The 12871-nt window shown below is 22.1% G+C and carries 14 protein-coding genes and 1 pseudogene; 5 read left to right on the forward strand and 10 right to left on the reverse strand.

The window, feature by feature from the left end:
- Positions 1-214 precede the first annotated feature (214 nt).
- Positions 215-409 (forward strand): hypothetical protein, encoded by a 195-nt coding sequence (locus ACXUB0_RS04515; protein WP_458257896.1) that lies wholly within the window; start codon positions 215-217, stop codon positions 407-409.
- Here the strand turns inward: ACXUB0_RS04515 and ACXUB0_RS04520 are convergent, their stop codons facing one another.
- The 8 genes from ACXUB0_RS04520 to ACXUB0_RS04555 all read right to left on the reverse strand — a co-directional run bounded on the left by ACXUB0_RS04520 (position 410) and on the right by ACXUB0_RS04555 (position 8598).
- The gene (locus tag ACXUB0_RS04520; protein ID WP_458257897.1) at positions 410-2455 is read right to left on the reverse strand and encodes a hypothetical protein; all 2046 of its coding nucleotides are present in this window, start codon (positions 2453-2455) and stop codon (positions 410-412) included.
- Positions 2406-3638: a hypothetical protein gene (locus tag ACXUB0_RS04525; protein ID WP_458257898.1), complete on the reverse strand. Its 1233-nt coding sequence runs from the start codon at positions 3636-3638 to the stop codon at positions 2406-2408. The genes ACXUB0_RS04520 and ACXUB0_RS04525 overlap by 50 nt, the downstream gene beginning before the upstream one ends.
- An 18-nt stretch (positions 3639-3656) precedes the next feature.
- Positions 3657-3779, reverse strand: coding sequence for a hypothetical protein (locus ACXUB0_RS04530; RefSeq protein WP_255495889.1), 123 nt, complete (start codon positions 3777-3779; stop codon positions 3657-3659).
- A 4-nt stretch (positions 3780-3783) separates the two neighbouring features.
- Positions 3784-5403 carry a hypothetical protein gene (locus tag ACXUB0_RS04535; protein ID WP_458257899.1) on the reverse strand — a complete coding sequence of 540 codons (1620 nt, stop codon included), beginning with the start codon at positions 5401-5403 and terminating at the stop codon, positions 3784-3786.
- 142 nt (positions 5404-5545) lie between these two features.
- Positions 5546-6544 carry a hypothetical protein gene (locus tag ACXUB0_RS04540; protein WP_458257900.1) on the reverse strand — a complete coding sequence of 333 codons (999 nt, stop codon included), beginning with the start codon at positions 6542-6544 and terminating at the stop codon, positions 5546-5548.
- Positions 6545-6572: 28 nt separating this feature from the next.
- Positions 6573-7520 carry a hypothetical protein gene (locus ACXUB0_RS04545; protein ID WP_458257901.1) on the reverse strand — a complete coding sequence of 316 codons (948 nt, stop codon included), beginning with the start codon at positions 7518-7520 and terminating at the stop codon, positions 6573-6575.
- A 2-nt stretch (positions 7521-7522) separates the two neighbouring features.
- Positions 7523-8269, reverse strand: a complete 747-nt coding sequence (locus ACXUB0_RS04550) for a hypothetical protein (protein WP_458257902.1) — start codon at positions 8267-8269, stop codon at positions 7523-7525.
- Positions 8270-8283: 14 nt separating this feature from the next.
- The gene (locus ACXUB0_RS04555) at positions 8284-8598 is read right to left on the reverse strand and encodes a hypothetical protein (protein WP_458257903.1); all 315 of its coding nucleotides are present in this window, start codon (positions 8596-8598) and stop codon (positions 8284-8286) included.
- A gap of 31 nt (positions 8599-8629) precedes the next feature.
- Here ACXUB0_RS04555 and ACXUB0_RS04560 point away from each other — a divergent pair.
- Positions 8630-9049: pseudogene (locus ACXUB0_RS04560) on the forward strand (transposase); the annotation flags it as partial.
- Positions 9050-9207: 158 nt separating this feature from the next.
- On the opposite strand, the gene ACXUB0_RS04565 reads toward ACXUB0_RS04560, so the two are convergent.
- Together ACXUB0_RS04565 and ACXUB0_RS04570 are read right to left on the reverse strand one after the other, a co-directional pair.
- The gene (locus tag ACXUB0_RS04565; RefSeq protein ID WP_458257904.1) at positions 9208-9951 is read right to left on the reverse strand and encodes a hypothetical protein; all 744 of its coding nucleotides are present in this window, start codon (positions 9949-9951) and stop codon (positions 9208-9210) included.
- Positions 9875-10366 carry a hypothetical protein gene (locus ACXUB0_RS04570; protein WP_458257905.1) on the reverse strand — a complete coding sequence of 164 codons (492 nt, stop codon included), beginning with the start codon at positions 10364-10366 and terminating at the stop codon, positions 9875-9877. Before ACXUB0_RS04570 ends, ACXUB0_RS04565 begins: the two co-directional genes overlap by 77 nt.
- Positions 10367-10489: 123 nt before the next feature.
- On the opposite strand from ACXUB0_RS04570, the gene ACXUB0_RS04575 reads away from it, so the two are divergent.
- The 3 genes from ACXUB0_RS04575 to ACXUB0_RS04585 all read left to right on the forward strand — a co-directional run bounded on the left by ACXUB0_RS04575 (position 10490) and on the right by ACXUB0_RS04585 (position 12871).
- The gene (locus tag ACXUB0_RS04575; RefSeq protein ID WP_458257906.1) at positions 10490-10855 is read left to right on the forward strand and encodes a hypothetical protein; all 366 of its coding nucleotides are present in this window, start codon (positions 10490-10492) and stop codon (positions 10853-10855) included.
- 148 nt (positions 10856-11003) lie between these two features.
- The gene (locus tag ACXUB0_RS04580; protein ID WP_458257907.1) at positions 11004-11537 is read left to right on the forward strand and encodes a hypothetical protein; all 534 of its coding nucleotides are present in this window, start codon (positions 11004-11006) and stop codon (positions 11535-11537) included.
- Between the two features lie 14 nt (positions 11538-11551).
- The gene (locus tag ACXUB0_RS04585) at positions 11552-12871 is read left to right on the forward strand and encodes a hypothetical protein (RefSeq protein ID WP_458257908.1); all 1320 of its coding nucleotides are present in this window, start codon (positions 11552-11554) and stop codon (positions 12869-12871) included.

Consider the following 12871-nt stretch of genomic DNA (forward strand, 5'->3'; position numbering starts at 1 on the left):
GTCTCATAAAATAAACGCCTTGCATTTAGGCGTTATTTTTCGTTTAAAAGCATACTTGTAAAAATAATCAAAAATAGTACAATTTAAAAGTAAAATCAAGGAAAAAAGGAGTAATTTAAGATGAAAACATGAATAAAAACAAATTTAAGTAAAATTACATTAGCATTAGCACTAACTGGTGCTACAACTGGAACAATAGGATTAATCATGGGGGGTGCTTACCCATAATATAGGTACTAATGTTAAATCTTATTTAGAACCCAATGGAGAAGTAGTATTAGGAACAACAACTATTTGATGAAATAAATGAGATAGTCCAAATAAAACTGAATTATATTTTTCTAAAATTAAACATCATGATGAAGTTGTAAAATGAAATGGTACTTATACAGATAATTATTTTCAATAATTAAATTTCAATATTTATATAAGAAATATTTTCATTATATTTATCAAATAAATTAATATTAGTTAAATTTATTTCTTGTTTATCTGTTATTAAAGTTAAATCATAATTTCCAGAACCAAATATGCCACTAATTTCTATCCGATTTAAGTTATTAATCGGATTTTCAATTTGTAATTCAAATTCACTAATATTATCAATTTTTGAAATTTCTTTATAAAATTCTAATTTAGAAAATAGTTGTGATTTATTAGAACCATATAAATTTAAAATATTTTCAATTTTATTATTACTAATAATTGCTCTTGTAAAATACTTACCATATTCACCATTACCTAATGTTCAATCTGCTGGAATTAATGATGGTATGTTATTACTTTCTAATTCGTTTGTAATAGATAATCAGTTGAATTGATTATCATCTAACTTAAATAATTCATTTTGACTAATATCATTGTTTTTTAATTTAATATTATTTATATCTGTAAAATCAAAATATGAAGACTTTAATATAACTTTTATATCTTTATATTCTCAAATTTTATTTTCATTTGGATGTATTGGCTTTGATTTTAATTCAAAATAATAAGGCAATAAAATTTTATTATCATCATTTAAACCTTTATTAATAGACATACTTGAATAAATATATTTTGATAACATCACAAATATTTGTTTAAATATTTTTACTTGTTCTAAATTTATATAATTTGGATAATCTAATTCTCATTGTTTAAATAAATTAGTAATTACATCTTCTGGTTTTTGTCCTTCAAATTTTGCTCTTAGTTTTGCAATATCATTATCGGGTTTACCAGTTTTATCATTATATTTAGCACCTTCAAAATTCCGATTATAGTTATATGTATAAGATAGCATATCTAATAATAGTTGCTGTAAACTATCAATTGGTGGTTTATCATTTATTTCAATTTCAATTGAATTAAAGTTCTGTGATAATTCAATAGCAATATATTTACTAGGATATGGTGGGGTTGGTTCTCTATGACTATATAATATATATTGTTCATTCTTTTTCATTTCAAAATCAGCTAATTTTTTAGGTACTGGTGCTGGTCCATCATATTTACCAATTTTAGCATATGTTATTTTTGCATTATTAATAATTTCTTTTCTTGTTTCAGTTCCGCCACCAATAGCAATTAAATCTAAAACTGATTTTTCTTGTCCTATAAATTGTTTTGCTAAATTTCAAGGTAATATTTGTTCGCTAAATCATTGTTGTAAAATTCTAACTTTTGGTTGAGTTTCAATAGGCATTGATACTAAGGGAAATGCTATCTTATCTTTAACAAATAACTTTGGGTATACTTCCATATTGTCAACTTCACCAAGTACCTTTATATTGCCGAAAATCATGCTTCTAGGGGCTTTAATTTTTAAACCAATTACTTTGGTATCTTTATCTAATGGTTTTTGTAATTTAATAATGATTGGATAACCATCTCTTGTTTTAAAATCTTTAATTTTGATAATAGTTATACTTTTAGTACTTCTTGTTTTTGGATTTTGATAAGGTTGTGAATAATTATTAATGATATATAAATTATCAATATTATTTTCAGTTAATGGTTCATTTATACTAACTGCATATAACTTAAATTGATTTAATAAATTTATTTCTTGAAATATTAAATTTTTAATATCAGTCATACTATATTCAATAGTATTATCATTAATATTTGTACTTGCTCTTTGATTTAATTGCATAGTAAAATCTGATGTTTCAACAGCAGTAGTTTTTAATACTTTATCAATATCAATAAAACCTATTTTAATAGTATTTGCTGAAAATTTTAAACTATTATTTTCATTATTTTTAAATAAACGTTCAATTTCATAAATATAAATTGTTCTTTTTTTAAATTCATCGTATGCTCTATTAATATCAGGGTCACTAGTAGCACCCATCATATTTGTAAAATCATAAGGAATATTATCAATTAAATAATCATTTTCTATTTCTGCTTGATTAAGTTTAGTTTGCTTCTGTGGAAACTTCGTTTGTGGTTTGTTGTTGTTTTCCATTGTTTTCTCCTATTAATTGGTTATTTTCGGGATTAAATAATTTTAATTTAACTGTTAAATTATTAATTTCTTGTTCATCATTAATGTTAAATGTTTTACTATTTAATAAATCTTTATCTAAACGTACTAATATTTGAATAAATTTAAGAATATCAATATTAAATTGTCATAACTTTTGTTCAATATAATTAATAGTTGAAATATTTACAGCTGTACTTTCTGGTACTGATTGTTGTGCAGATTTCTTTTGACTTGGAATATGAATGCCACAACGTTTAAATATTTCATTAACATTTCAATCGTATATATCAGTCAAATTTTTACCTTTAAAATTACTACTTGTCATATTGATATTTTCATTTTGTTCGTTATTATCTCCGCCACTTTTAAAAATATAATTTTTAGTAACTAATATTCTTACAGCATCTTCTAATAAATCTTTTACATTACCATAAGTTGAATTAAAAATAAACTTTGGTGAGTTTAAAATTGTATTTAAAACAATTTGTTCATAAATAACATCTAATGCTTTAATTTTATCCATTACTTTATTACAATCTGCTAATTCATTTGCTTTATTTCGCATAATTGCTATTGGTATATAGTTAATATTTAGTATTTGTTCTTGTGCTAAATTAGGGTTATTAATGAACGATTTAAAATCTAGTGAAAATTGTTTTTTGCTATCATTAACACTATAAATTGCACAATTAATAGTTACTTGTTCATTATTTAATGTATAAACTTCAAATAATCTTACAATTTGTGCATTTTGTTCATAACTATCATAAAAAATAGTACATTGAATTAATTTACCAGTAATATCATAAACTCTTTGTTGTATATCAACTACTTGAAAATATAAGTCATCATTTGCAATAAAAATTAAATAACCACTAATTCCCAATTTACTTAATTTAAAAATAGAATTTCAATTTTTTCTATAAAATTCTTGTTGAATTAAATACTGCTTAATAGTTTCATTGTTAATATCTAGTGGAGCATTATATAAATTAGCATTATTTTCTGCTACAAAATCAGTAAAATATGTTTCATGATTAAAATCATTAAAACCAAAATAACTTAAAATAGAAGCATGTGTACTTTTACCTTTTAAAAAAGTTAATTTAGTTTTTTCTTCATTATTAGTGCTTTTATCTCTTCTTAAAAATCTACCTAACATAATATTCACCACCTTTTTTTAAAATATTTGATTAATTTTTAATACAATTTTTACTATAATAAATATAATTAAACCAGCAACAGCAGAAGATAATAAAACTCCTATTAAACCTAAAATAATTTTTATTATTTTAAAAAACATAATATTATTCCTGCAATTCTTGTAATTTTCATAAATTACCACCACTAATATTCATGTCTTCTCATTTAAAAACATCAATATTTTCATTTCTTGAACATAATAATTGTAATCTTCCACCCTCTTTTATATAAGTACTATATACTGTTACAGTTTGTGGAATACCAGAACCTAACGAATAAACAAATTCAGTAAATGTATAAATATCTGGTAATATTATTTTTTGTTGTCTTGGATTTAAATTAAATCATATACGATATAATTTATTTTCTTTACAATCATATCTAATTTCTTGGTTTTTTATACCAGTAGTACTAATATTAAAGGCTACATCTTTTCATTGTGGAATACTTGGTGTTGGTGTATTTTTTAATTCAATATCAAAAGTATTTTCTGCTAATTCTTTAATATTTAAAGTTTTTGAATTAATTTTTAAAGGTTTAGTTATATCTATTTTTTCACTTTTTGTAATATTTAATGTATTTGAAGTAATTTCATAAGTATTTTCTGTAATTTCTTCTTCTAATTTTAACAATTGACCAACTTTTTTTGAAATTGGAATTGTATTCATAAATATAGAATTTATATTTAATTGTAAAAATGTATTTGAATTATCACTATATAAAAAATTTTCTAAAACTTGATTATTATTCCCATTATGTATAAATTCTTTACATATTCATGAAAAATTATTTATGTTACTATCAGTTAATTCAAAATTATAATAAATACGATATCTTTTATTTTTAATAAAATTATAATTAATAGTTTTATTATCTTGTTTAATACCAACTTCTTTTCATTTACCAATTTTTAAATCTTTTATTTTTTTAATTAATTCATTAATAGCACCAGCAATAGTTTTATCACTAGTTTCTAAATTAGCAATTTCAGTACCAAAAGTATTGAGAACAAAAGCATATTGAAATTGTGTTTTATCTATTTTATCTTCTAATTCTTTATCTACTTCTTCTTTTTTATAATAATCAGTTAAATCTGGGATATTTTTATTTAATGTTCTTAAATTAACAGCATCTTGTGGTTGTGTAGGGTCTGCTATATAAACAATTCTAGTATTATTTGAAGTAATAATTCTTTTTTCTTTAGGTTGAATAATATTAGGCGAATTAGGGTCTATTAATCATAATGATTCACCACTACCGCCAGTAGCACTAATAGTATTAGTTTTTTCATCAATCTTAATATTTTCACCAGCAGTTAATTTATTTTGTTTTTTATCTAATAAATTATTAGTTTCTAGTTTTGTATAATAATCACGTTCAGTACTTTCTTCTGCTATAAATTCAGTTGGTGTTCCAGTTCCTTGATATTGATATATTTTAGAAATAAATCCTGAATAATATGTCCCGGGTGTAGCAATAGCGCGAATTTTATAATTACTGCAAGTTAAATATAATCTAATATTATTAGTTTTATCTGAATAAAAAGTATCTAATAGAGTATATGATTTTATTGCATATTCTTCATTTAATTTAAATATAGATTTTCTAGTATATTTATATTTATAAATATCACTCTCATAAATATAACCTCATATTACTAATATTTCTTTATTTAAATTATCAGTTGAAAGTTCATTAGAACCTGTTTGGAATCTTTTAAACATAATTAAACTAAAAAAGGGAATAATTATTTCTAACCTGACAGTTAATTAACATTTTATTTTCTTTGTCATTTTTTTGTTAAAAAGATTTTATCATTTGACAACTTATCGATTAAAAATTTATTTTTCAACTATAAAATAACATTTATGATATTAATTTAATCAAAAATAAGTTAAAAAAGATCCTAAACAGGTTCTTAGATATCTCTTTTCATAATGGACTAGTTTCAATATTAAATCAGTTATTTTTAATATCATCAATATTTTGTTTATTAATCTCAATTTTATTTTCTATTGATTTGATATTATTATCAACTTTAGTTTCTAATAATTTAATATTATTTTCATTAGTAGTAATTCGTTTTTGTTGTTTAGCCGAAAAATCACAAGTTGGTGCATGAGTAAAATCACCAATTTGTGGATTATTTTGTAATGCTTCGGGTGGTAATGTACCAATTTCATCAGGTCAATCTAAAATCATTGTTTCAGTTTCTTTATCATAATCAGTTGCAACATAACCTTTATTAACAAATTTACTAACAGGACCTCTATATATTTCATTTTCATTATCATCAACTAAATCATCATATAATTTAATTTGTTTTGATAATGTAAATTCTTTTTGCTGTTCAATTAATTCATCAACTTGATTTCTAGTATAAAATGCTTTTAAATCAATTTTTTCAACATCTATTTCATCATCATTATAATTTGATAATATTTGTTTTAATTCTGTTAGTCTTGCCAATATTTTCATTCTACTTGGTGCTAAATCTCAAACATTAATTGTAGGAATACTATTTGCACTAAATTGACTACCATTATTAAACTGAATAGTAGCATCAACATTAAATTCAATTGGTGTACGATTAAATACTCAATGTTCAGCGGTTACAAAAACCATATCTCTTAATGTTTCTTTAATTAATTCATCTTTAAAACTATCAAAAGGAAATTTAGATAAAATAAAACCAAGATAAGCATTAATATCATTTTGAGCACGAATAGCAAAAGTTTTAAATCAATCATTAACATTTGGTCATGTTTGTATATATTGCTGTGGTGTTTCTGTAATTTTTCCAGTTAATGGATATCAGTTATTATAATTTTCTAGACTGACACCAGTTCAAAGTTTATTAATCATAATTTATCATTCCTTAAAAAATGCTTTTTTATAATGATGAGTATGTTTTTTTTGTTTTTTTATGTGTTATATGTTCAATTTCTTTTTGTATTTTATTTTTACCTTTTTTTAATTTTTTCTTACTTTTTGCTACAACTTGACTATATGCAAATTTTTCTAAATGATGTAATAATCCTGTACCAAATAAAGTATTAACTGAAAATTTTAAACTAATATTTTTAAATGATTTATTAATATTTTTCATGGGATTATTAATAACATTAACAACTTTATAATAAGTTCTTGTAGTTCTTAATATTATTCTATATGTCTTAAAACTATCTCTAATTACTTGTTGAATAATTGGGGGAGCAAATGCTATTGATTTTAATCATTTATTTTGATTAACTCCATAACCAATGTATCAACCACTATATCAACGATATCAATGGAATGGATGTATTTGAGTAACAAAAGTTTCTGCTTTAAGAATACTATCAACAACTACAATAGGCTTATATTTAGAATTACGATGATAAATAGTAATTGCACATTTATCTAATGACAAAGGTTGAATTTTACAACCCATAAATACAGGTGAATTTAATGGAATTAATTGTGCATGTTTAATGGCTCTTTTTTCTGCACTAGTAAATAAATCAGTTACTTTTTCTTTTAATTTATTAATTTTTTCAAATGCTTGTTTTTCTAACTTTTCAAATTTTTCTTGTAATTTATATATACTTTCTCGTAATTTTTCAAAATATGGAGTATCTTTTCAAAATTTATTTAAACCTTTTTTTAAATAAAATCTAATATCAAAATACTTAAAAATTTTATTTAATCTTACAATATTTTTATGAATTAGGTCATTTTGAATTCAATTAAATTTATGAGCATTAGCACGAATTTTTTGTAAATCTAAAATTAAAGTTTTTCCATATCTATTTTCTGTGTGTATTGTATGAACTAAATTTAATCAATCATGTTGATTCATTTCTAATGCTTTTTTAAATCAGTATTATATTTTTTTAAAAAGTTATTTGCTTTTTCAATATCTTTGATTTTAAATTTAGGAGTTAATTGTGGACTTAATTTTATTAATGTATTTTGTAATAATAAATAATCTTTTAATTCTTGTGCTTCTAATTTTTGAAAATTATTTTTATATTGTCTTTCAGCAACATAACCTAAATCTCGTAATACTGTTTCACGATTAGGAGTAAAACTATAATTCATTAAATAACGTTTATTACCAATAATTTTATCTGTTAAAATTTCTTTTCCACTTACTTGACTTATAATTTCTTGTAAGTTTTTTGCTTCTTTAATTCCAACTTGTTCTAATGTTTTAGTTTTTTCTGCTAATTTAATAAATTTAGTATTACGATAACCACGACTAATTTTATTAAGTCCAGCAAATGCAGGAAGTATATTAAAGAAAGTATTTAATTTTGTTACATTTCCTTTTAAATAATCATAAACTTGATTAATAGTAAAATCAGTTAAAAACTCTACACCAATAGCACTAATACTAGCAACTAAATCACTTGCACCTAATCCAAGGACTACACTTTCACTTAATCCACCAGTAAAAGGAGCAAGTGCTACTGCTATGACCTGTACACCAATCATTTCTAAAATTTCTCATCAAAAACTTTTATTTTCTTGTTGGTTACTTGTTCTAGTATGTTTTGGTTTATTTATGTTTAAAAGTATTGCTGTACTAGTTGTACCGATTGGCATGGTATTAATTTCCTTTATTTAAGAGTTATTTTAATTGGATTTGTTGTTCCTTTATAATTTAAGTCATTAACATTTGCAGTAATAGTTATATATAAGTCACCTGCTTTTTGTTTTTGATTACTTACATTAGTTTTTCCTTGTGCGTCACTAAAATATTTAATAGTTGGATTTGTTAAATTTGGATTTAATGATTTAAGTTCATTAGTACTTTTTATTTGTGTATTTAATTCACTATTATTGTTATTAACATTTGCAGTAATATCAGTTGTTAAATTTGTAATTTTAGTTTTTAAATCAGTTTTATCAGTATTAATAATTCCACATGCCATTCAACGTGATGTTGTTTCATTATTAGAAATATATAAGCATAGAAAATCTCTAGTTGCAGATTTAAAACCAATTTATACTGCATGTAGTGAAGAACAAGCAATGCAGGCTTTAGAAACATTTGAAAATAAGTGAAATAAACAATATCCTCAAATTGCTAAATCTTGATATAAAAATTGAGAAAATTTGATAGTTTTTATTAGTTATCCAACAGAAATTAAAAGAGTAATTTATACCACAAATGCTATTGAATCTGTTAATAGTCAATTACGAAAAGTTATCAGAAATAAAAAAGTTTTTCCTAATGATATGGAAGAATTGAAAATATTTTATTTAGCAATTGAAAATATAACAAAAAAATGAACAATGCCCATTCAAAATTGAAATACAGCAATTGCTCATTTTATGATAAAATTTGAAGATAGAATGGACGTATTTCAAATGTGGATATAATTTAATTTTCTCTAAATAAAAGATAAAATAAATTATTAATTGTTATAACAATTATAACACATTAATTAAAAAAAATAAAGTATTTTGTGTCACATTTTTATTAATATAATTTAAAAATTCCTAACTATTTAGGTTTAGATTTATTAAATTTTATAAATTTAAACAAACACTTTTAATTTATTAATTCTTGCTTGTTTTAATTTTAATAAATTAAAAAATGCTTCTTTTGAATAAATTTTTGCATTATTATTAGATATAGATTTTATTAAATGATAAACATCACTTTCAGCACTACAACCTATATTTCAAATAGCATTTTGATTTCTAATACCTTCTTTATTATTTTTAAAATATTCATATATTTTTTCATCAGCATTATTTTCTTTTAAATAATCTAATAATTTATAATAACAACCATTTAAAAATAATTCATAATAAGCATAATTTAATTTTTTATTATTTTCTTTTGTTCTTTTACCTTTTCCTACAATAAATACTTGTTTTAATTTTTGTAATGGATGTCATTTATCTACAGCATAATCAATTTTTAAATAATTAGCAGTAGATTTAAGATAAGTTGCACCATCACCAGTTAATTTTAAATTTTCATTAGTATAACCAATAAAAATATTATCTAAATTAGTTATTATTGATTTACCAAATTCTTTTTTAGTAATTCTTTGACCTTTTCTAGTTGAAATAACAAAAATATATTTATTTTCTAAAACATGTCTATTATCAGTAGATTTATTTAAATCAAAACCTAAACTAATACTTACCGTTCTGTGTCTAAATTTTCTTTTTTGCTTATTATCAATTAAATTATTATATGATTCATCTGATTGTATATAAATATAATCAGTTGGTAATATTTGTCTTTTTTTTTGGTAATTCTTGAACAAATATAATAGTTTCTTTTAATCTTCTACAAATAGTTGATAAAGATATATTTATTTTTAAATTATGTTTAATTATAGGATATGTAATATTATTTAAATCTGCATTAATTATTATTAATTTATTAACTCAATTTGTATAATTTTTATATTTATCAATATCAATATATGTTCTTGTTGGAGTTATAATTTCATTTGTTAATTTATTTTTATATGTTCTTAATGGTAAATAAGATATTCCAAATTCACTTTTTATTAAATGTTTTCTACGTTTTATTAATTTATATTTATTTCTATCATATTCATTTAAAAATCAATAATTATCATATTTTAATATTTTATTGTCATAATCTAATAACATTTGTTTTTCATGATTAATTTTATGTTGATAGTTGTCAAGTTTTTCAGATAGTAAAATCATAATGCTTTTGCCTTTCTAAATACATGACTTTGAGTATAACAATAATTAACTGGTGAATGTTGTAATATACTTTAGTTAAAATGTTATAATTAGTATATAAATATTGAATATAGGTGATATAATATGCCAGCAAAAAGAAAAGAATTAGGTAATTATGATGTTACAATTAGTAATTATTTAAGAACTAAAAATAAAACATTAACACCACAAGGATTAAATAATGCACTTGGAATTGATAGAAAATTTATATTTGATTGCCGACGCAGAAGCAGTCCATGACAACGTAATTTTTTAAAAAGTTATGATAAAGCACGTAGTATTATTTCAACTCATATGTTAGAAAAAGCATTAGTAAAACCAGAATTAATTTATCAACATTGATTAAAATCTCATCCTAATGAATTTGATATTAATGAAGATGATAATACTACTCAAAGTAATATAATTATTAATATTTGTGAACCCAGAAAAATAGAAAATAATGATTAAAAACCTATAATAAATATAGGTTTTTTTCTTTATTTTAAAGGGAAAAAATGATATAATATATTAAAGTGAATATGTTAAATTAACATATATAAAAGTGACCTATTAACCAAGTGAATTATTAAAATTTAATAAAAGGGAGATTAAAAGTATGAGTGATTTTACTTTTGATGAAAAAGAGAATTATAGTTTAGATGATGTTAAAAATTTACTAAAACAACATAGAAATGTAGTATATGCTGAAAGTAAAAAAAATATTGAACCTAAATTAAGTGAATATGAAACAAAAATAAAAGAATATGAAAATAAAATTAATAGTTTTGAAGAGCAACAATTATTTTCAAATATTAAAGATACTAAAAAAGTAAATTTAATTAAAAATTTAATGAGTACTGATAATTATAAATCTTTATCTAAACAAGAAGCATTTAATAAAATAAATGAAGATTATAAAGATTTTTTAATTGATAAAACAGAAGTTATTAAACAAGAAAATAAACAACAAGATAATTCAATTAATCCTACTGATTTAATTTTAAAATTACATAATAATTCATTAGACCATTTTAAAATTGCTCAAGATTTAAAAAATAAAGCAACGACACAAGGAATGACTAATAAAAAAGAATTAGAAGATTTAGTTGAAATTACTAGAAATGAAGCTTTTCAATCTATTAGTAAATAGAAAGAGGTTTTATTATGGGAGCAATAAAAATACCTGAAGCATTTTTTATTAAAGGTAATAATCCAACAGAAAATGCTATTTTAAGTGTACTTGAAGCACAAGTACGTGGTGAATTAACAAGTGAAAAATCAACAATGTTTATGCGTGGAACTTGTAGTGCTTCTCAAATTGGTGAAATGGCTGGTGTTGCTATAGCAATATATAGAGCAACAGTACGTGTATTATGAGGTTCAACATGAACATGAGATAAAGGTACTAAAAGACAAAAAGGTGATGTTTATACAACTAAATTAGAAATTAATAAATATTTAACAATTGATTTTGAAATTCCAGAATTTGATATTGAAAGATTTATGAAAGCACCAAAAGATATTGCAGTACAAATTGTTTCAAATTGAACAGCTTCATTTATGAGAAATTTAGGTGAAAACTTAGAATTAATATTTTTAAATGGTATTCAAGATTATGCTATTGCTAAATCATTAGTATTACCTTTAGATTTAATTAATATGAATGCAGAACAAGCAAAAGAAGCTTATTATACAATTTGAGCAAGAAATAATAAATTAATTAAATTAGTAAATTATATTACTGTAGGAACTAATAGAGAAGATTTAATGGGAGCAACTGGTATTGATAGTAATTTAGGATTATCAAAAGCATTTACGGTTTTAAATTATAGTCAAATTTCAGCAGATACATTAGCGTATGGTAGAAGATATACAAGTTTAATTGCTGGTATGGAATTTTGAGAAAGTTTTTATTTAGAACAAGAATTTATTCATGATACTGAAAAAGCAATGCATTTAGAAAAAGATTATAGTTTAAAAAATACACATGGATTTGTAGTTAATAGATATATGTGAGGTATGCCTATTTCATTTACTAAAATAAGACAAAAATTAGATAATGATACAGATAATATTAAAATTATTGGTAAATGTTTATTTGCTTTACCAAGTGCTATTAGACCTAATTTAATGTATTTAATTAGACCAACTATGCCTACACTTGCAGAAATTAAAGAAGCAAGAGCAAAAGATTTTTTAACTAATCCTAAAAATGAAAATGCAACTTATCAATCAACTTTATATGATGATATTAATAAATTAAATTTAGAAGATGTTATTTATTATAGAAATTTAGGAAAAATAACTATGGCTGGTGCAAGTCCTACTAATGGTGAATTAGAAGAAGCAATAATAAATGCTGGTAATGTTGGCTATGAAAAAGGTAAAGCAATATTTAGTGATATTAAATCAACAAGTGTTACTATGACTGGTAATAATACTGAATATTATGGAGTAGTAAATTTAAAATTTTCTAAAAAATAA

Source organism: Spiroplasma endosymbiont of Dactylopius coccus (assembly GCF_977110965.1).